General features: G+C 72.3%; 10 protein-coding genes. 6 read left to right on the forward strand and 4 right to left on the reverse strand.

Going from position 1 to position 20640, the window contains the following annotated elements; all coding sequences use genetic code 11:
• Window positions 1-33 precede the first annotated feature (33 nt).
• The 4 genes from AC1RL8_RS05600 to AC1RL8_RS05615 form a co-directional block, all read right to left on the reverse strand.
• A complete protein-coding gene (locus AC1RL8_RS05600; RefSeq protein WP_492684148.1) occupies window positions 34-12543 on the reverse strand; it encodes a filamentous hemagglutinin family protein in 12510 nt (4169 codons plus the stop codon).
• A gap of 140 nt (window positions 12544-12683) precedes the next feature.
• On the reverse strand, window positions 12684-13694 hold the full coding sequence (locus AC1RL8_RS05605) for a FecR family protein (RefSeq protein WP_492684149.1): 1011 nt from the start codon (window positions 13692-13694) through the stop codon (window positions 12684-12686).
• Window positions 13694-14248: an RNA polymerase sigma factor gene (locus AC1RL8_RS05610; protein WP_070061142.1), complete on the reverse strand. Its 555-nt coding sequence runs from the start codon at window positions 14246-14248 to the stop codon at window positions 13694-13696. Before AC1RL8_RS05610 ends, AC1RL8_RS05605 begins: the two co-directional genes overlap by 1 nt.
• Before the next feature lie 7 nt (window positions 14249-14255).
• Window positions 14256-14924 carry an STN domain-containing protein gene (locus AC1RL8_RS05615; protein ID WP_492684150.1) on the reverse strand — a complete coding sequence of 223 codons (669 nt, stop codon included), beginning with the start codon at window positions 14922-14924 and terminating at the stop codon, window positions 14256-14258.
• A gap of 191 nt (window positions 14925-15115) precedes the next feature.
• Here AC1RL8_RS05615 and alkB point away from each other — a divergent pair, with 191 nt between their 5' ends.
• The 6 genes from alkB (at window position 15116) to AC1RL8_RS05645 (ending at window position 20640) form a co-directional block, all read left to right on the forward strand.
• Window positions 15116-15772, forward strand: a complete 657-nt coding sequence (gene alkB / locus AC1RL8_RS05620) for a DNA oxidative demethylase AlkB (RefSeq protein WP_492684151.1) — start codon at window positions 15116-15118, stop codon at window positions 15770-15772.
• A 7-nt stretch (window positions 15773-15779) separates the two neighbouring features.
• Window positions 15780-17597 (forward strand): ABC transporter ATP-binding protein, encoded by a 1818-nt coding sequence (locus AC1RL8_RS05625; RefSeq protein WP_492684152.1) that lies wholly within the window; start codon window positions 15780-15782, stop codon window positions 17595-17597.
• A gap of 165 nt (window positions 17598-17762) precedes the next feature.
• On the forward strand, window positions 17763-19445 hold the full coding sequence (locus AC1RL8_RS05630) for an alpha/beta fold hydrolase (RefSeq protein WP_492684153.1): 1683 nt from the start codon (window positions 17763-17765) through the stop codon (window positions 19443-19445).
• Between the two features lie 29 nt (window positions 19446-19474).
• Window positions 19475-19810, forward strand: coding sequence for a YnfA family protein (locus tag AC1RL8_RS05635; RefSeq protein ID WP_492684154.1), 336 nt, complete (start codon window positions 19475-19477; stop codon window positions 19808-19810).
• 14 nt (window positions 19811-19824) lie between these two features.
• Complete coding sequence (locus AC1RL8_RS05640) at window positions 19825-20202, forward strand: YkvA family protein (RefSeq protein ID WP_492684857.1); 378 nt, start codon at window positions 19825-19827, stop codon at window positions 20200-20202.
• Window positions 20203-20244: 42 nt separating this feature from the next.
• Window positions 20245-20640, forward strand: a complete 396-nt coding sequence (locus AC1RL8_RS05645) for a VOC family protein (RefSeq protein WP_492684155.1) — start codon at window positions 20245-20247, stop codon at window positions 20638-20640.

The following is a 20640-nucleotide window of genomic DNA, read 5'->3' on the forward strand; positions in this document are numbered from 1 at the left end:
TGTCACAAAAATTTCATCTGCCGCCCTTCCCTCTCACTGCCCCAGCAAACGCCGCTCCTGCGCCGTGAGCTTGGTCTTCTGCGCATCGCCCAGCGGCCCGCGCCCCAGCACCTGCACCGGGCTGTGCGCGTCGTAGCCCACCGGGCGCGCCGCAGCGCGGCCCGCATCGGACGGCGCGGCGGCGCCGTCGGCGGCCTCGTTGCCGAAGCCCAGCACGCGCACCGAGAACACCGACGGCAGCGCCTGGCGCGCCGCCGCGCGTTCGCGCTGCATCGCCTCCTGCGCCGCGCCCACGGCCTGCGAGGCCGCCGCGCTGGCGTTGGTGAGCGCGCCCACATTCACCGAAGCCACCACCGGCAGGCCGGCCGACTCGCCCTTGACCTGGATGTTGGCCGCGTTCACCACCTGCAGGGCCGCGAGGTTCACGTTGCCCGACACGCGGATGCCCGCCTCGCCCGCGTCGATGGTGCCCAGCGGCGCGATCAGGTCCATGTCGCCCGCCGGCACTTCGGCGATGGGCGCCAAGGTGGCCAGGCCGGCGCCCGAGCTGGGCACCTGCGACGACAGCTTCACGTTGCCGATGTTGTCGTACACGCGCTTGGGCGGCGTGTAGACCAGCGTGGTCTTGGAACCCCGGCCGGCGTTGATGTCGCCCTGCTCCGACCAGGCCAGCACGTCGCCGCCAAAGGTGGTCATCACGCGCGACAGGCCCAGCAGCAGGCTGCCTTCGCTGAACAGCTGGATGTGGCCCATGCCCTGCGTGATCACGCCCGCACTGCCCGGCGGCACCGCGCCCTGCACGCCCACCACGATCTGCCCGCCCGGCGCGAGCATCTGGATGTCGCCGCCGAAGTCGGTGTGCACGCCCGAGGGGCCGTACAGGATGATGTCGCCGGTGCGCACGATCTCCTGGCCCGCCGCGTCGAGGTCGGGGAACAGCGTGGCGATCATGCCGCGCCCGCGCAGGTAGCTGCCGTAGCGCGGGCCGTCCACGTCGTTGTACTCGCGGCCCCCGGCGCGCAGCTCGGCGAAGTACACGCCGCGCAGGAACACGCGCTGCTGCTCGGGCGCCAGCGCCTTGAAGTACGCGAGCGCGCTGCCCGGGTCCTTCACGTCGGCGCTGGTGGCGACGAAGCCGTAGCGTTCCTTGAGCCATGCGGCCAGCTCGGCGTCGTAGGTCTTCACCACGCGGCCCGGCTGGCTCGCCAGCGACTGGCCGGGGCCCGACTCGGCGCGCTTCGCGGGGTCGAGGTAGCGGTCGGCGATGGCCGAGAAGTCCGGCCCGCCCACGCCCATCGGGCCCATGCCGGCCATCATCGCGATGCTTGCGCCGGGGCGCGTGTCGCCCTCGGCCAGCGCACCACGGCTCACCACGCTGGCGCGGTCGTCCTGCGTGATATGGCGGCCGGCCGACACCTCCAGCGTGCCGGGGCCCGCCACCTGCAGGTTCGCATACAGGATGTCGCGCCCGGCCTGCACCAGCGACACGTCGCGCGGGTCGTTGTTCACGATCAGCGCCTCGGTGCCGACGATGTCGCGCCCGGCGCGGATGCGCGCCGGCGCGGCCGAGCGGTACCAGGTCTCGGGCGCGGGCTCGCCGCTGGCCTGCACCTTGCGCGCCGTGCCGCTGGCCAGGCCCAGGATGTCGCCGCGCACGGCATAGAACAGCGAGGGCGGCGCATCGGCTGCGTGCAGCGCGCGGGGGCCCAGCGTGTCCGGTCCGAAGGCGAACAGAGGGTGGTTGTCGACCACCCCGTAGTTCGGCACGCCGGGCGATCCGACCATCGAGCCCTCCGGGCTGGTGTTGTAGACCACCGGCTGCTGGCGCGAGTTGTAGCCCACGAAGGCGGGCGCCCAGGGCGTGGGCAGCGGCGTGACCGCGCCCGACATCCCCACCGGATAGCCGCCGCCGAACAGCGAGTTGCCCGCCAGGAACTCGAGCGCCCCTGATGGCGACGGCGCGAGCACCAGCGCGCGGCCGGGCGCCTGCGTGGCGGGCGTGGCCGAGAAGCCGAAGTACAGGCTGCCCGAGGCCGCCGTCGCGCGCAGGATCGACGGGTAGACCGTGACGTTGTCGCTCATGTTGATGCTGCCCAGGTACCGGCCGGCGGCCTCCCGGTTCGCCAGGTCGGTGCCGGGCGTGAGGTTGCCGCCCGCGCTGAACAGGTTGATCGCGGTGCGGTCGGTCCACAGCGTGAACCAGCCCTGGCCGATGCCGTACTCGGTGCCGCCGAACTTGAATGCCGAGCTGTTCGGCACCCGCGCGCGGCCCGCGTCGGCCACGCTGGTGAGCACTAGGTCGCCCGGCGTGTCCAGGTACATCGCCGAGTCGCCCGGCACGAGCACGATGCCGGCATTGCCGACGCCGATGGTCGGGGTGAAGGGGTCGATGGGGCGCGTGTCCTTCACATCGCCCTCCTGGCCCGGCAGCGAGAACGCGTACTTGCGGTAGCGCACCTCGACGCCGCCGATGGCGGAGGCCGACACGGTGGCCGCGCCGCGCAGGTTGACCAGGGCGCCGTTGAGGTCCTGGTACTGCGTATTGGTGCCAGAGCTGCCGTACTGCGCCGCGGCCAGGTTCGGATTGACCACGCCGCCGATGCGCAGCTGCAGGTCGCCGCCGCCGGTGAGCGTCAGTTGCCCGTTCGCATCGACGCGGCCCGTGCTGCCGACCGCCGCCACGATGGCCTCGCTGCGCTGCCAGACCTGGCCGTTGCCCAGCCGCGTGGTGAGGCCCGCGTCGCCGCCCGCGCGCAGCGTGAGGTTGCCGCCGCCCAGCGTGCCCATGCCGGTGAAGCCCACCAGGAAGGGCTCGGGGCTGCTGTCGGTGCTGACCTGCGCACCGGCCGGCAGTGCGTAGGCGCCGAAGTTGATCCACCACGACGTCGCGATGCGGTCGCTGCCGGCCAGGGCCGTGCCCGAGCCCTGGCGCCACAGCCAGCTGCCCACCGCGGCGCTCGGCGCCTGTCCGCGCTCGCCCCCGAAATGACCCCAGACGTCGCCGACGACATTGCCGCCCACCGTGATGTCGAGGTTGCCGCCCTGCTCGGGGTACCAGGCCTGGTAGGCCGCGAGCGCGGCGCTGTAGTCCGCCGTCTGCGGGCCGATCACCGAGCCGCCGACGGCCTTGCCGCGTGCGAGGTTGAAGGGGTCGAGGCCGTTGGCGTCGAGCAGCGGCGCCGAGCGCGTGCCGGCCGTGTAGACGCCGAACGGCGACTCCATGACGAAGTTGCCCGCCGCCGCCAGGCCCAGGTCGCCCGTGCCGGTGCGCAGCACGCTGAACATCGGCGACAGCGGCGTGTACTTGGTGACGTCCTTGACGGGGTTGATGACCGTCGTGCAGATGCCCGGCCCCCACTCGCAGATCGTGACGTATTCGGGCAGCACCGGCGTGCCCTCGACGAAGCTCGGGTCCCAGTCGTCGCCGTTGGGGCCCCAGAAGTAGGAAAGGCGCGCCGGGTCGACCACGCAGGTGCCCTCACCGCCCCAGTCGCAGTAGCCCGCCTCGAAATCCAGCGGGTCCATCGGCGTTCCCTCGTCGTGGCCCCACATGGGCCCGTTCGGACCCCACAGGAAGCCGCTGCCACCCGGCGTGAGCTTGACGTTGTACATCGCGTGGCTGTCGGCCAGGATGAGCGCGCCGTGCTTGGCCGGGTCGACCGCGCGGCGGTCGGCCGAGTCTAGGTCGGCGCCGGCCGTGAGCTGCAGGCTCCAGCTCGTCGCGCCCTGCCCCAGCATCGGCGCCACGGCCCAGTTGCGGCCCTGCACGCCATCGACTTCGGGCCGCAGATTGACGGCCGCGTCGTTCGGCAGCTGCACATCGGTCAGCGACGGAATCACCGCACCGCGCGCCAGCGCGATGGTGCCGTCGGCCTTCATCGCGACCGGCAGGCGCACGCCCTTGGGCCACACCATCGCCTGCACGCTGGCCTCGGCGCGCAGCGCGGTGCCTGCGCCCAGCTTCATGCCGCTGTCCAGCACCACGGCCTCGCCCAGCACCGTGCCGGCCTTCAGGCGCACGCTGCCGTCGGCGTTGTAGACGTTGGCGCGCAGCACCGTGCCGGCGGGCAGCGTGTAGGCCGCGCCCAAGGTCACGGTCACGGGCAGCACCGTGCCGGCCGGCAGCGCCATGGCTTCGGCGGGCACGTCGTAGTTCAGCAGCGCGTCTTTCGGGAACACGGTGCCCTTGTCGAGCACCACGCCGTCGATCGGCACGACGATGTCGCCGCCGTCGGGCGTGAACGGCGTGCCGAACTTCGTGCGCTGCTCGGTGAGGTACCAGCCCTTGTCGTCGGGCGTGGCCGGCGGCGGCGCGAAGCCGTCGTTGATGCTGCCGTACACGTTGAGGTTGCCGCCCGCGCGGATCACCAGCACGCCGGGCTCGCCAAAGCCGCGCCGCGCCGGGTCGGTGCGGTTCGCGCCGGGGCCGTAGCGGTAGCCCGAGAGGTCGATGTCGCCGACCACGCTGAGGTCGCCCTCGCCGGTGCTGCTGACGATTTCCACGCCGGGGCGCAGGTGGTAGCTGCCCAGGCCCGCCAGGCGCGCCGACAGCGAGGTGTTGGCCAGCGCCTTGTCGATGAAGGCGCTGCTGTGGCCGTCGATCTCGTCGAGGTACTTCTGCGTGATGAGCTGCGGCACGTGGCCCGTGACGTCGGGCGCGCTCGCCAGCGGTGCGTCGCTGTAGGTGCGGAAGGCGTTGACCGCGATGGTCTTCGCGCCCTGGATCGCGGGCGTGCCGGCGACGTTCACCGCCACGTCGTTGTCGCCGCGCCGCGGCGCGTTCAGTGCGAGCGTGCCGCGCGATGCGCCGTCGTTGCCCTGCGTCGCGCCCACGGCCGTGCCGGCGCGCAGGTCGATGGCCGCGCCGCCGCCCAGCGTCAGCGTGCCGTGCGTGCTCGTGAGGTCGACGATGGCCCTGTTCGGGCTGTCGATGATCTTGCCGTAGCTGTCCACGCGCAGGCCGGTGGCGTGCGCGTCGAGCGTGCCGTTCACCGTGAGGTCGCCCTTGGCCGCGAGGCGGATCGCGCCCACCTGGAAGCCGCTGGCGTCGATGCGGCCGTTCACCGTGAGGCTGCCGCCGTCGAGCGTGACCTCGACCACGCGCGCCTTCACTTCGTCGCCAATGGCGAGGTCGCCCTGCTTGATCTGGAAGCGGCGCGCGCCGGTCACGCCGCCTTCGTTGAGGCGCGTGTTCAGGCCCGCGAAGTCGGCCACGGTCTGGCCGCGCAGGCTGATCTCGGCCGCGTCGTAGGGCACGATGGTGCCGCCCGCGTCGTACGTGCCGCTCGCGGTGCCGAGGATGCGCCCGCCCAGGTCGATGCGGCCCGCGCCGGCGCCCAGCGCCGTCGCCTGCAGCGTGCCGCCGCGGTTGTGCGTGGCCGACAGGTCGATCACCGAACCCGCCGCCTGCACGATGTTGCCGGCCGAGCTCGTCACCTCCAGGTCGCCGCCGCGGCTGTAGCGCGTCTGCTCGAAGAACTTCACGGCGCGGCCCGCGAGGTCGATGCGCGAATTGGCGCCCAACGTCACGTCGCCGCTGGCCGTGAGCTGCAGCTTGCCCGAGGGCAGGCCGACCGTGCCGTCGATGGTGATGTTGCGACCGGTGAGCGCCAGTTGCGCGCCCAGCGCCGCGTCACCGGCGGGCTGCGCGCCTGCCGGTGCGCTCACCACGATGTCGCCGCCCGCCGTGATGCGGTTGTTCGAGCCGGCCTCGCCGGTGAGCAGCGGGGTGCGCAGGTTCAGCTGGCCGCCCGTGTGGTCGTAGCCCTTGCCCGTCACGTACGCGCCCTGCTGGTGGTACACGCCCAGCGTGCCCTTGCCGTTGGCGGTGATGCGCTCGCTCGCGTTCAGGTTGACCGTGCCGAAGCCCAGTGCGAGTCGGTCCGCCGAGTAGCCCGCGTCGGGTTGCGTGTTGGGCGCGTGGCCCAGCACGATGCGCGCGGCCGACACGTCGAGCGTGCCGTGGCCCAGCAGGCTGCCGATGGCGCCGCCCGGTGCGTTCCCACCGGGAAAGATCTCGTCGTTGCCGGGCGGGCGCGGCGTGAGGCCGGTCCAGATGAATTCGCCGGTCGTGATCTTCGCGGTGTCGCCCGCGCCGCCGTAGCCGTAGATGGCGGGCGTGCCCAGCACCAGCCGCTCGATGGACGACACGCCGGTGGCGGGGTCGAGCGTGTCCAGCGACACCGCGCCGTAGATGTTCACCGACTCGCGCGCGTTCAGCACCAGCGTCTCGACCGCGGGCACGCCTTCGCCCTTGTTGCCGGCCAGCAGGTTCGCCAGGATGACCTGGTTCATCGACAGGCCCGACGGCAGCTGGCCGTTGGCGGAGGCCTGCTGCAGCGCCGCGTCGCTGCCCAGGTTGACCGAGGACACCGCCAGCAGCAGGTTCTTCGCGCCATAGCGCACGTTGTCGGCCATCGTGAACGAGCGGTTGGTGGCCACGGCCAGCGTGCCCTCGCCGTACAGCGTGGTGTGGCCGGTGCAGGCGCCGCTGGGGCACGCGCCGATCTGGACCATGGCGGGTATCCCCCCGGCGACGGGCGGCAGCAGGTTGATCCAGCCGTTCGACAGGCCCAGCACCCCGCCAAGGCCCGCCGAGAACACCACGCCGTCGGTGGAATCGTAGGCCGGCGCACCGGCGCCCAGCGTGTTCAGCGACGCGCCCTGCTCCACCTGGATGCCGTCGCCGTAGCCGCCGGCCACGAGGAAGATTTCCGCGCCGCGCAAGGTCGCGCCGCTGCGCACGACGACATGGCCGGTGTTCGACTTGAAGGTTGCGTAGTTGTCGGCATACGGCAGATCGATCTGGCCGCCCAGGATCATCCGTGGCGCGCCGAAGGCGTTGAGCTGGTCGGCCTGCAGCGACGCGCCCGTGAACCCGGCCGTGCGCTGCGCGCCTGGCGCCGTCACCTCGATGGCGATGCCCTTCGCCGACAGCGTGCCGCCGAAGCCCGCGCTGCCGACCGCCGGGTTGAACAGCGCCTGGCCGTCGAACTGCAGCATCGACACGCCGTCCTTCGGCTTGGAATAGAAGTAGTCCAGCAGCAGATTGCGGGCATCGGCCGCGATCTCGCCGCGCACGCCGCCGCGGCGTGCCGCATCGGCCACCACGAAGGCGTCGTAGCCCATCTCGTTGTAGCTGGCGTGCTGCTTCACCAGCGCCGCCGGCGTGACGACCAGCTGGCTGGCCAGCGACGACTTCACCGCCGTGTTCGCCACGCCGAGGTAGCCGCTCGCCACGTACGAGCCGTAGCCGGCCGGCAGCGGCGTCGCGGGCAGCGCGCTTTGCGCCCCCACTTCCACGCGGAAGGCACCGGGCAGCAGCGCGTAGGTCGAAGGCAGCAGCGTGTAGGTGCCGGCCTTGAGCCCGCCCACGTCGTGATCGAGCGTGACCTGCCGGCCGATGACCGGCTCGCCCGCGCCCACGTCGGGCGACACCGGCGCGTAGCCGCCCTGGAAGCCCGGCACGATGGCGTACACGCCGTTGCCCGCCTTGCTGAAGGTGTTGGCCGGATTGGCATTGGCCAGCGGCGTGCGCAGCACGTCCACCGAGCCGCCGCGACCGCTCACGAAGCCCGCGCCCGTGAGCTCGCCGCCGCCCGACAGGTCGAGCAGCGCGCCCTGGTGCCCGAGCACGCTGTCGCCCGTGAGCAGGATGCCGCTGCTGCCGATGGCGCGCTTGTCGATGGGCGCGCCGGCCACGCTGTAGCCGATGCCGTCGGTCGTGCCGCCGTAGGGCATGAGCAGGCCGGCGCCGCTGACCGAGGTGATGCTGCCCGGCAGCAGGTCGACCACGCTGGCGCGCGCCTCGAAGGTGCTGCGCCCGTCCTGTCCCACGATGAGGTTGCCCAGCGGCGCGCGCACGATGCCGCCCTGGCGCACCGTGCCGCCGCCGAGCGCGAGCGTGCCGAATGCCGACTGCGGCATCGCCACGTCGCCCTCGACCTGGCGACGGATGTCGAGCACGCGGCCCTCGTCGTAGCCCGCACGGATCTGCGCGTTGGCGCCGGTGGCGGGGTAGATCTGCGCGGCGGTGAGCGTGAGGTCGCCCAGCGTCGCCAGCTCGGTCGTGGTCGCGCCCAGCAGGCCGAGCGTGGGCGTGCCACCCAGCAGGCGCAGGTCGCCGCGGCTGGTCATGTGCACGGCGTCGAAGCCGCGGCGGTCCACCACCTGCGCGGGGCCGGTCTTCATGGCGATCTCGCCGTGCGCGCCGAAGCCCACGCGGTCGCGGATGTCGATGTGGTCGGCCTCGGCCGTGAAGGTGGCCTCGCTCGCGCGGGTCGATGCACCGTGGCGCCAGGTGGTGGTGTAGATCACCTCGTTGTCCTGCTTGGGCGCACCGGTCACGCCGGCCAGCCGCAGGTAGGACGAGGCAAGCCGCACGTTCGAATCGGTCGCCGCACTGTCGGCCAGCGCGAAGCTGCCGGCGTACAGGCGCAGGCTCTGCGCGGTCGTGAGGTCGACGTGGCCGTCGAAGCTCAGCAGGCCGTTGACCAGCAGCGAGAGGTTGCCGAAGCCGCCGTCCCGCACCTGGTCCGCGCTCAGGCGCCCCTTGCCGTAGGCCAGTGCCGCATCGGCATGGCCCGGCTTGAGGGTGTCCGGCAATCCGCTGGGCTGCTGCGTCTGCGAGATCACCAGCTCGCGCGCCTGCCGCACGGCGTCGTCGACGGTGTAGATCTTCGAGAACACCGGCGCTTCGAGCGCCACCGCGAGCGTGCCGCCCGCCGCATTCGCGCCGCCCGCGTGGGCACGCAGCGTGCCGTCCAGGTACAGGCTGTGCGCCGACTTGAGCACGATGCTGCCGCCGTCGCTGGCCACGTCGAGCTCGCGCCACAGGCCGCCGGCCGCCGGCACGTCGATGCGCGCATGGCTGCCCGAGGCATCGAGCAGCGCGCCGGGGCGGATCACGATCGCGAGGTCGGGTGCGTTGGCCGCGCCCTTGGCTTCCCAGTCGAGCGCGCCGCCGATGGAGATGGTGCCGCCGTTGCGCACCGTGCCGTAGTGGCGGCCGTCGTCATCGACACCGGTCTGCGCGCGCGCCGCCACGTCGAGCACCGCGCCCTCGCCGATCCACACCGAGCGGTTGTGCGGCTGCAGCGAAGTGCTCAGCGGCGAGTTGAAGGCCGGCGCCTCGATGTCGATGGCGATGCGCCCGCCCCAGGCGTTGAGCCGGCCATCGACCACGAAGCTGCTCAGGCCGCCGCCGAGCAGCTGGATCGAGCGGCCCGGATCGACCGTCACCACCGCGCCCGCGCCGATGGCGAGGTTGCCGCCTTCGGTGATGCGGCGCTGCGAACGCAGCACGAGGTCGGCGCCCTGGCGCTGCACGACCTGGCGGTTCACCGAGTCCTGTTGCAGCAGCGGCGGCGTCCAGAGTTGCAACCCGATGCCGCCTTCATGGTCGGCACCGGCCCCGGGCGCGATGCGATAGACCGGCATGAGCACGTCGAGCTGCGCGCCCGGCGCGACCGTGAGGCCCGCGTGGCCGTTGAAGTCGTAGGTGGAAAAGCCCGACTGCAGGCGCGACGCGTCGAGCACGAGCTGCGTCGCGTCCGACAACGCCGGGTCGGGGCCGATGAGCAGCGCGTGGCCCGTTTCGATCTTCAGCGTGCCGCCGCCGTTCACGCCATGGCCGCGGATCTCGCCGCCGAGCGACAGGCGCCCCTTCGCATCGGTGGGCGACGCGGCCGAGTCGGCCACCAGCGTCACGTTGCCGCCCTTGCCGCCCTTCTGCTTGCCCTTGGCCAGCAGCGCCGCACCCGACGACACGTCGATCAGGCTGCCCTGCCCGACCGTCACGCCGTGCGTCGATTCGAGGCGCACCGTGCCGCCGTCGATGACCGCGAGCGTGGCCGAGTCTTCAGGCGCCGTGCCGATGTCGACGCGACGTCCGCGCAGGTCGAGCGTGACGCCGTCGCGCACGGTGAGCGACGAATCGGCGTCCTTCACCAGCGCGCGCGGCTGGGCGCCCGCCACCGGCGACGTGAAGACATTGCCGGCTTCCAGCGCGCCGCCGCGCACCGTGACGTCGGCGCCGATGTCGATGAACGCGCCGAGCACGTTCATGCGCCCGCCGTCGGCCAGCGTGAGCGCTTTCTCGACGGCCACGCTGCCGCGCGTGCCGATGTCGAGCACCGACAGGCGCTGCGCATTCAGGTGCGCCGCGTCGAGCCACAGCGTGCCGATGCGCTCGTCGGCCAGCGCGTCGGCTGCGGCCATCTGCTGCGTGACCGGTGCCACGTCGCCGAAGCGCACGTCGGTGTCGAACAGGTCGATGCGGCCCAGTGCGCCGTAGCGCCCCACCGCCAGCACGCCGCCGCGCGCCACCGCGCTCTGCGACTGGCGGTAGCCGTCGTCCAGCGCGGCGTCGCGGGCGCGCGTCTGCTGCGCACCGTTGAACACCTCGGCCACGATGTCGCCTTCGAGCACCGCCGTGGGCGCGCTCACCACCAGCCGGCCGGCGTCGCGCCCGACGGTATAGCCGTTCTCCAGCTTGCGCTGCGGCCCGATCAGCGGGTTGTAGAAATAGTCGGTGTTCGCCTTGCCCCAGCGCACGTGCTCGGCCTCGAAGCCCTTGTAGACGCCGTCGTACAGCAGGTCCGACGGCGCGCTGTTCAGGTTGTACAGCCGCCCGTCGCTGCCCTTGAGCCAGGTCTGGTAGATCTTGCCGGTCTGCACGTTGAGCGAACCGCCCGACAGGTTGACCTTCGAGCCCGCCTGCGTGACCACCTCGCTGCCGCCCAGCACCACGGTGCCGCCCTGCGCGGCCCATTCGCCGATGCCGTGGCCCTGGTTGCCCAGGTAGCCGCCGACCTCCAGCAGGCCGCCCGCCGCGTACCAGCGCTCGCCCTCGTAGCCGCCCACGCCGGGCGCCACGCGCACGAGCTTGCGCCGGTCGATCCACACGTCGTTGTTGAAGAGCTTGCCGCTCTCGCGGTTGCGCGGGGCGTCGCGCATCTCGTTGCCCTGCACGTTGACCTTGACGTTGTTCGATTCCATCGTCACGTTCACGCCCACCGCACCCGACACATCGAGGCGCGCCTTGTCGGCCACGAAGCTGCGGCGCGTGGCGCTGGCCGCGATCTGCCCGCCGGTGGCCAGCGTGAGCGACTCGCCCTCGAAGCGGATGTCGCCGCCCGAGACGATCTCGATGCGCGACTGGTCGCGGCGGTCCGACAGCCGCGAGAGGTTGTCGAAGAGCGCGGGCGGCACGAGCGCGCGCGCGGCGTCCTGCGCGGCCGATTCCTTGATGAGCGCGTCGCGCTGGCTGTCGAGCGCGCTGGCCTTGCCGTCGTCCTCGATCAGCACGGCCGTGACCGCGCCCTTGCCGACGGCCACGTTGCCGCGCGTGTCGGCGGCCGAGTTCAGCAGGTGCACCGTGCCGCGCACGGCGACGGTGGAGGTGGCCAGCGCCACGCCGTCCTGGCGCACGTCGCGGCCGGCCAGCGTGATGTCGCCTTCGCGCGCCACGATGAGGCCGGTGTTGCGCACCGTGCCCGCCGTGCTGTCGGCCGCGAACTGCGGCGCGATCTCGTTGCCGCGCGTGGTCGAGAAGGCATTGGCCTCCGTGCCCATGCCCTTGCGGATCACGAAGCTGTCGCCCGCCGCGAGCTGCGCCTGGCCCTTGCGCGCGGCGATCTCGCCGGCGTTGGCCACCTCCTTGCCCAGCAGCAGCACGTAGCCGCCGCCCTGCGTGACGGAGCCGGGCTCCTTGGTGGTCAGCCGTGCGCCGGCCTGCACCTCGACCTTGCCCTGGTCTTCCTTGCGCGTGGTGAAGCTCGGCGCGGTGTCGTTCGAGTAGATGCCGCGCGCCTTGAACTGGTCGTCGCCGATGTGGGCGGCCGCCGCCACCAGGTTGCGCGTGTCGGTCTGGCTGGTGCCGCTGAACACGATGCCGTTGCGGTTGGCGATGAGCACCGTGCCGTCGGCCTTGATCTGGCCCTGGATCTGCGAAGGCCGCGCCTTCGAGTCGTTCACGCGGTTGAGCACGGCCCAGTCGGCCTGCTGCTTGAAATCGACCGTGGTGTTGCGCCCGACGTTGAAGGTCTCCCAGTTCAGGATGGCCTTGTCTGCCGTCTGCTCCACGGTGACGACGGTGCGGCCGTCGACCTGCTTCTGCGAATCGCGGTTGAGCGCGCGGGCGTTGAGCCAGCCGGCGCTGAGCGAATTCGTGTCGACCTTCAGGCCGCCCTCGGCCAGGCCGTCGGGCACCGAGGGTTCGTTCAGCGCGGCGGCGCGTGCGGCGGCCTGCGCGGCCTGCTGCGCGGCAATCGCCTGCGCCGCGAGGCCCAGGTTGCCGAGCGACTGACGCAGCTGCTCGTTGGCCTTCTGCTGCTGCGCCAGCGGGTTGGTCAGCATCGAGGCCGGCGTGCCGTTGGGCAGGTAGCCCGTGACCACGGCGGTGCCCTGCGCCACGTTCTTCTGCGCCATCCACGCGGCGCTGAAGGCGCGCTGCGCCTGTGCATTGCCCGCCAGGCCCGCCATGGCCAGCGCGAGGGCGGCGGCGTGCGCGACCGGCGCGCGGCGGAATGTCTTGTTGCTCATGTCATACCCCAGAGAAAAACCGTTCTGGAGAAGAGACCGGGCTCACCGGATGCGACCGACACGCGCGCTGCAAAAGTTCGGGAGAATTTGCGAACGAAGACGACGCGCCGCTTTTTTCACAGCCACGTCACACAGCGCGGCTATCCGAGCAGCACGATGCCGGCGGGCAGGCTGGTGAGCTTCGCGCCGTAGCTCACGGCGATCAGCGTCTCGACATGCGGCAGCTCGTCCAGCCGCAGCCGCGCCTGCACCTTGCGGCGGCCGAGTTCGGCGCGCGTGACGATCAGGCGGCCCGGCCGGTAGCGGTTGATCTCGTCGACCACGGCCGCGAGCGGCGTGTCGTCGAACACCAACACGCGCTCGCGCCAGGCGGCCACCGCCGCGAGGTCGGGCGCGCGCGCCACCTCGGCCTCGCGCCGGCCGCCGTAGCGGATCTGCTGCGCCTCGCCCGCCACCAGCACGCGCTCGCCGTCGCGCAGCTCGACCGAGCCCGCGAAGCAGGTCACGCACACCTCGCCGCCGGTGGCGCGCACATTGAAGCGGCTGGCCGACGCGGCCACGAGGCGCGCGCCGCCCACGGTCATGGTGAAGGGCGCGCGGCGCGCCGCGTCGAGCTGCACCTGCGCCTCGCCGCCGAGCATGTCGAGCACGGGCGGCTCGCCCTCGGCGCCGCGCGCGAGGTTGAGGCTGGTCTGCGTGTTCATCTCGACCACCGCCGCCGCGTCGGCCAGCACCACGCGGCGCTGCTCGCCGGTGCCGGTGCGGTAGTCGGCCGTCATGTCGGACAGCGCGGGCCACAGGCCGGCCGGCGGGCGCACCACCACGAAGGCGGCGGCACCGGCCGCGAGCGCGGCGCCGAGGAACTGGCGGCGGCCGAACATCGGCGGGCGCGACATGGCGATGGCCGCGCGCGGCGGTGTGTCCATCGCGGGCATGCGCCGTGCCACCGCTTCGGCAGCGGGCCGGGTCAGGTCCCACAGCCGCGTCGCCTCGGCCATGGCCTGCGCATGCTGCGGGCTGCGGGCGCACCAGCGGCGGAAATCCTGCGCGTCGCCGGTGGTGGCGCGGCCGGAGGTCAGGCGCACGAGCCAGTCGTGCGCCTGCGTTTCCAGCGCGGCGCGGTCGCGATCGATTGGAGTGGATGCGGCCATCATGTCTTCTCAGACTGTTTTCCGGCCCCGGGACCGAACCGCTGGATCACATCGCGCCCCAAACGACCCGCGCAATGCACCAGCGCAGCCTTCACTTCGCGCTCGACGATGCGCACCGACACGCCGTAGCGCCGCGCCAGGTCGGCATGCGGCGTCTCGTCCACGCGCGAGGCGATGAAGATGTCGCGGCGGCGGCGCGGCAGCTCCTCGAGCGCGCGCTCCAGCGCCTGCACCTCGCTGCGCGCCTCCGAGACGCGGGCCGGGTCGTGGCTGTCGTCCGAGAAATGCAGCAGCTCCTCGACCTCCACGAAGTCGAGCAGCCGCCCGTGGGAGATGCGCCGGTCTTCCGCCACGTTCGACGCGATGCGCAGCAGGTAGGCCATGGGGCTTTGCACCGGGCCGGGGTCGCTCATGCGCTGCACGCGCAGCCAGGTCTCGTGCAGCACGTCGTCGGCCTGCTCTTCCGAGCCCAGGCGGCGGCGCAGCCGGTTGCGGAAGTCGATGTAGCGGCTGGTCAGCAGGCTGCGCAGGAAGCCGGGGGTGTCCTGTTCCACGGCGTGCTCAGGGAGAAACCGCTGCGTCGCAGACGTCGGGGCGGTCGCCGGTGCGCGGCAGCAGCAGCACGGTCAGCGGCTGGTCGGCCTCGCCTTCGGGCGGACGGTCGAGCACCAGCGTGTTCATCGCGGCTTCGAGCGCGGCGTCGCGCTGCGCCAGGCCGGTGGAACTGAGCAGCCGCGTGCGCCGCACATGGCCGCCGGGCCCGACCCACAGCTGCACGAGCGCGCGGTAGGTGCCCGGGCGCGCATGCGGCCAGCGGCACAGCGTGCGCTCCAGCGCCTGCTGCACCACGCGCGCGTCACGCGGGGACATGGCGGGGACGGCGGGCGTGGCCGGCGCCGTCGCAACCACGGGCGCCGCCACCTCGGCCTCGACCAGCGTGAAGGTGCGCGCGTCGGTGTGGCGCGCGGCCAGCCGCGTGCCGGCCAGCAGGCGCTGCAGCGCCTCGCGCGGAGTGAACAGGCCGTGCAACGCGGCGGATTCGAGGCCGGCGGTGAGCTGCCCGTCGAAGAACACGGACTGCCCCGTCGCCTGCGCGTAGACCTGCACGGCGGTGGCCAGCGGCTGGGCCGGCAGGTCGAAGGCGATGCGCCCCGCCGCATCGGGCGAAGGCGCAGGTCCGCCGGCATGCGACACGGCCGCGAGGGACAGAATTCCGAGGATCAGGGTCAAGACACACACCCACCGTGACCGAGCAACGCGAGACATGCCGGGTCCTGTGACGAAGGAGGAATCGCAGGCGCCGGGCCGGTGCCGCGTACTGCTTTGGTGCTCGGAATGCTAGTGACGCTTTGTGACAGCTTGAATGCATCGCAGCCACCGCCACGGTCCGAAGCGCCCCTGCCGCTGGCGACAATGCCCCCATGACGTTCGACCTCTTCGACGCCCCGCCGCGCGCCGCGCGCGAGCCGATCGGCCCGGCCGCCTTCGTGCTGCCGGGCTTTGCATTGCCGCGCGCCGAGGCGCTGCTCGACGCCATCGACGACGTGGCGGCACGCGCGCCGTTTCGCCACCTGGTCACGCCGGGCGGCTTCACCATGTCGGTCGCGCTGACCAACTGCGGCGCGCTCGGCTGGACCAGCGACCGGCGCGGCTACCGCTACAGCGCGGTCGATCCCGACAGCGGCGCGCCCTGGCCCGCGATACCCGAGGCCTTTGCGCAGCTGGCGCGCGACGCGGCGGCGCTGGCCGGCTTCGACGGCTTTGCGCCCGACGCCTGCCTGGTCAACCGCTACCAGCCGGGCAGCCGGCTCTCGCTGCACCAGGACCGCGACGAGCGCGACCACGGCGCGCCGATCGTGTCGGTGTCGCTGGGCATGCCGGCGGTGTTCCAGTTCGGCGGGCTCGCGCGCGCCGACAAGACCACCCGCATTCCGCTGGTGCACGGCGACGTGGTGGTGTGGGGCGGCGTGGACCGGCTGCGCTTTCATGGCGTGCTGCCGCTCAAGGACGCACCGCATCCGCTGCAGGCGCGGCTCGGCGCGCAGCGCATCAACCTCACCTTCCGCAAGGCAGGTTGATGCACGCATGACGAGTTCGACCACCTCCACCACCGAATCCCCCGGCCGCGCCATCCGCGCGCTCTACGCCGCGCTGTGGCACTTCGCGGCCGGTGCGCGTGCGCAGCTGCTGGCCGCCACCGCGCTGCTCGCGAGCTCGCAGCTCATCCGCCTCACGCTGCCCTACCTCGCCGGCCAGGCCATCAACGCACTGCAGCGCGGCGACCTGCCTGCGGCGGGCCGCTGGATCGCCACGCTCGCGGGGGTGTACGTCGGCGCGTGGGCGCTGCACGGGCCCGGCCGCATCCTCGAGCGCAACGTGGGCCTGAAGGTGCGCGAGACGCTGGCCGACCAGCTCTATGCGCGCATCGCCGCCGCGCCGCTCGCCTGGCACGACAGCCACCACTCGGGCGAGCTGCAGCACCGCGTGCACCAGGCCAGCCGCGCGCTCGCCGACTTCGCGCAGAACCAGTTCATCTGGCTCACCAACGCCGTCAACTTCGTCGGGCCGCTGGTGGCGCTGGCGCTGCTGTCGCGCACCAGCGGCGTGACCGCGCTCGCGGGCTATGTGCTGATCGGCGTGGTGATCGTGCGCATCGACCGCGCGCTCATGAAGCTCGCGCGCGCCGAGAACGACGCCGACCGGCGCTACGTGGCCGCGCTGCTCGACTTCCTGGGCAACGCCTCGACGGTGATCGGCCTGCGGCTGCAGGGCGCGTCGCGCCTGTTGCTGCGCCGCCGCATGGCGGCCGTGTCGCTGCCGCTGAAGCGCACCGTGGTGCTCAACGAGGGCAAGTGGTTCGCGGTCGACCTGATGGGGCTGGCGCTGACCTGGGGCCTGGTCGTGATCTATGTGTGGCAGGCGCGCGCGCCGGGCCAGGCCGTGATGCTGGGCGCGGTGTTCATGATCTACCAGTACGCGCAGCAGGCGGCGGGCGTGGTCACCTCGGTGGCGGCCAACTTCAGTTTCTTTGCGCGCATGCACACCGACTACAGCAGCGCCGAACCGATCTGGCACGCGCCGACGAGCCCCACGCTCGAGGCCCCGCCCGAGGAGGTGCCGGCGCACGAACGCATCGACGCCCAGGCGCCGTGGACGCAGCTGCAGGTCGCGCAGCTGCAATGGCGCTACGCCCCGCGCGGTGCCGTCGCGGACGACCCGGCCGCGCCCACGCGCAGCGGCCTGCACGACGTGGCGCTCACGTTGCGCCGGGGCCAGCGCGTGGCGCTCGTGGGGCCCAGCGGCGGCGGCAAGAGCACGCTGCTGCGCGTGCTGGCCGGCCTGTATGCGCCGCACGGCGGCACGCTCTCGCTCGACGGCGAGCGGACCGACTGGGCCCGGCTGCGCCAGCTCGCCACGCTGATCCCGCAGGAGACCGAGCTGTTCGAGGCCAGCGTGCGCGAGAACCTGGCCTTCGGTCGTCCCTGCGACGACGCGCGCCTGCGCGCCGCGCTGCACACCAGCACCTTCGACGAGGTGCTGAAGGCCACGCACGGCGACCTCGACAGCGCCATCTCGGAACGCGGTTTCAACCTGTCGGGCGGCCAGCGCCAGCGGCTGTGCCTGGCGCGCGGCGTGCTCGCAGCCGAAGGCAGTTCATTGCTGCTGCTCGACGAGCCGACCAGCGCGCTCGACGCCGCCACCGAGGCGCGCGTGCTGGGGCGCATCGCGGCGGCGTTTCCGCAGGCCTGCGTGATCGCCTCGGTGCACCGGCTGAGCCTGCTCGAACGCTTCGACACGGTGATCCTCATGGAAGCCGGCCATGTGCGCGACCACGGCCCGCGCGACGAGGTGATGGCGCGCCAGCCGATGCTTCGGGAGGCCGCGTCCGGTCACAAGCAGTAGGAACCCTCCTGCGCCAGAACGCGGCGTTCACACCCGCCGCGCTGGCATGCCTTCTGCAACAGTATCGGCATCCATTTGTTCACGCTTGGTCCTGCGCGGTCCCTTTTTGCGCCTCGGCTGCGTTCAAATCACATGGTTCTTCATTCCGCGAGCGTTTCCCGCCCCATGCGTTCCTCCCGCGCCACCCTTCCGCTCGCCCTGCTCGGTGCCTTGCTGGGCCTGTCCGCCTGCACCACCGGCACCACGGCCGAACAGCGCCAGGCCGCCGCCAGCAAGCCGCCGCCCACCGACTGCATGGCCTGGGTCGGCGCCGACCGCAACGCGCGGGTGGGCGGCTACCTGCTGCCGCAGGCCGGCACCGCGGTGAACGCCGGCGGTCCGCGCGTGTGCGTGCCGGTGCTCATGAGCGCCTACCCCGTGCCCACCAACTATGCAGGCGGCGACTACCACGTCGGTGCATTCACCGACGACCAGCTCAAGGCGCGCTGGCGCACCTGCAAGGCCGAGCCGGCCTGCTTCGAGCGCGTGAACGCACAGATGCAGCGCTGGCTGCCGCCCAACAAGGCGCGCGCCACGCGCGTGACCGGCGCGGTCGATCCGGCCGGGCGCATCGATGCCGACAGCGCGACGGTCGACCTGAAGCAGATCCGCCGCCCCGCCTTCTTCGCGAAGGCGCCCTACCGCGAAGGCATTGCCGAGGCCGACGCGCGCACCCACATCGTCGAGTTCACCGTGCCGCGCGACACCTTCGAGCGGCTCGACCTGAAGCTCGCCGACCCGATCAAACTGCGCGGCTGGTACCTCGAAGGCGCGGGCGTGGACGACGGGCGCGGCCGCAAGGTGCGTGCCCTCGCCGTCATGGCGGCGGGCGGTGGCGGGCAGCTCACGGCCCTCCAGCACCCGGACGAGGTGGCCTACCGCATCGAGGGCGCCAGCGGCAAGGCCGTGCCGGTGTCTTTCCCCAACGGCACCACCGAGGCCATGGGCCAGCGCTGGTGGCGCGAGAACCTGCACGCGCTGAACCAGGCCGGCTTCGACGTGCTGGCCTACGACCGGCGCGGCGAAGGCCTGTCGGGCGGCGTGAGCGACACCAACACGCTGGAGCAAGGCGAGGACGTGTTCCGCGTGCTCGCGCAGCTCGAGCACGGCCAGGGCCTGCGGGTGCTCACGGCTTCGGGCCAGCTGCTCGAAGGCAATGCCGCGCGCGGCCGGCTGCTGGCGGGCCAGAAGGCCAGCGAGATTCCGCTGGTGCTGGGCGGCTACTCGCGCGGCTCGATGTCGACCGCCTGGGCCATGACGCGCAACTACGTGGCCGCCTGCAGCTTCGACATGCCCGTGCCCAACTGCACGCCGGCGCGCGGCTGGCGCAACATCCGCGGGGCCATCCTGCTGTCGTCGTTCGCCAGCGGCGCGGGCTACCTGCCCGACGCGCCCGACCTGGCCGACCGCAACCTGTTCCTGGGCGGCATGGCGGCGGAGCACCACATCCTGTTCTATCCGAACTCCGCCACGCTCGCGGGCATGGACCGCTGGCCCGCCGCCTTCTTCGGCAAGGGCCTGTGGGACCGCGCCGAATCGCTCGAAGGCACCGTGGCCGCCTACAACCGCATCCGCGGCGTGAAGGAGATCGTGCTGTCGCGCGGCCCGCACGCCATCGAGACCTGGCCCGAGTCCGAGCGCCGCTACCTGCGCGAGCGCATGGTGGCCTACGCCAAGGTGGTGATCGTCGGCGGGCGCACGGTGCCGGGCGCGCGGCCGTGGAAAGACTTCAAGTCGCTGGTCGCCACCACGCCCGATGTGTGGGAGCCTTCGTCGCGCCCGGGCACCGGGCCCGGACGACAGCCCTGACATCAACGGTCGGCCGCCACAATGGCGGCATGGACCTGCTCAAGACCCTCGGCCTCTTCATCGCGACCGCGCTCGCGGAAATCGTCGGCTGCTACCTGCCCTACCTGTGGCTCAAGCAGGGCCAGTCGGCCTGGCTGCTGGTGCCCGCGGCGCTGAGCCTGGCGCTCTTCGCGTGGCTGCTTTCGCTGCACCCGACCGCCGCGGGCCGCGTGTATGCGGCCTACGGCGGGGTCTACATCGGCGTGGCCATCCTGTGGCTGTGGGCCGTGGACAAGGTGACGCCGTCCACCAGCGACTGGGTCGGCGTGGCCGTGTGCTTCGTCGGCATGGGCATCATCATGTTCGGGCCGCGCAGCGCGGCTTGAGGCGCGTGGCTGCGATGAACCTGCGCGACTGGGCGCGCCGCATCAAGCGCGACGCCGTCACCCTCTGGTTCGCCTGCCGCGACCCTGCCACGCCATGGCTGCCGAAGGCGCTGTGCTGGTTCACGGTGGCCTATGCGCTGAGCCCCATCGATCTGATTCCCGACTTCATTCCCGTGCTCGGCTACCTCGACGACGTGCTGCTGCTGCCCGCCCTGATCTGGCTCGCGGTGCGCCTGCTGCCGCCCGAGGTCATCGTGCGCAGCCGCGCGCGGGCCGAGGAATGGATGACGCGCACGGGCAGCAAGCCGAAGAGCAAGGCCGGCATGGCTCTGGTCATCGGCATCTGGGTGTTGGTGGCGGCCGGATTGGCTTGGTGGCTCTGGTCGCGCTGACGACAATCCGCTGGAAGTTCATCCTCTTCACAAGGAGCCGATGTGTTTTCCCATGTCTTCTTCAGCGTCTCCGATTTCGACCGCGCGCTGGCCTTCTACGACGCGGTGATGGACGGCCTCGGCCTGGAGCGCCGCTTCTGCGAGCCGGCAAAGCCCTGGGCGGGCTGGCACAGCGCGGGGTGCGCACGGCCCTTCTTCGTGATCTGCAAGCCCCACGACGGCCGGCCGCACGACGCGGGCAACGGCCAGATGGCGGCGTTCACCGCCGGCACGCGGGCGATGGTCGACGCGGTGCACCGCATCGCGCTCGCGCACGGCGGCAGCTGCGAAGGCCCGCCGGGGCTGCGCGCGCACTACCACCCCGACTACTACGGCGCGTACTTCCGCGACCCGGACGGCAACAAGCTGTGCGTCGTGTGCCACGACGCGGCGGGCTGA

It is taken from the genome of Variovorax sp. GW822-FHT04E09, assembly GCF_058800845.1.

Excerpts from the sequence above, each read along its gene's own strand:
- AC1RL8_RS05630 (WP_492684153.1), top strand. The coding sequence starts at position 17,763 with ATGCGTTCCTCCCGCGCCACCCTTCCGCTCGCCCTGCTCGGTGCCTTG.
- AC1RL8_RS05605 (WP_492684149.1), bottom strand. The coding sequence starts at position 13,694 with ATGGCCGCATCCACTCCAATCGATCGCGACCGCGCCGCGCTGGAAACG.
- AC1RL8_RS05625 (WP_492684152.1), top strand. The coding sequence starts at position 15,780 with ATGACGAGTTCGACCACCTCCACCACCGAATCCCCCGGCCGCGCCATC.
- AC1RL8_RS05635 (WP_492684154.1), top strand. The coding sequence starts at position 19,475 with ATGGACCTGCTCAAGACCCTCGGCCTCTTCATCGCGACCGCGCTCGCG.
- AC1RL8_RS05640 (WP_492684857.1), top strand. The coding sequence starts at position 19,825 with ATGAACCTGCGCGACTGGGCGCGCCGCATCAAGCGCGACGCCGTCACC.
- alkB (WP_492684151.1), top strand. The coding sequence starts at position 15,116 with ATGACGTTCGACCTCTTCGACGCCCCGCCGCGCGCCGCGCGCGAGCCG.
- AC1RL8_RS05600 (WP_492684148.1), bottom strand. The coding sequence starts at position 12,543 with ATGAGCAACAAGACATTCCGCCGCGCGCCGGTCGCGCACGCCGCCGCC.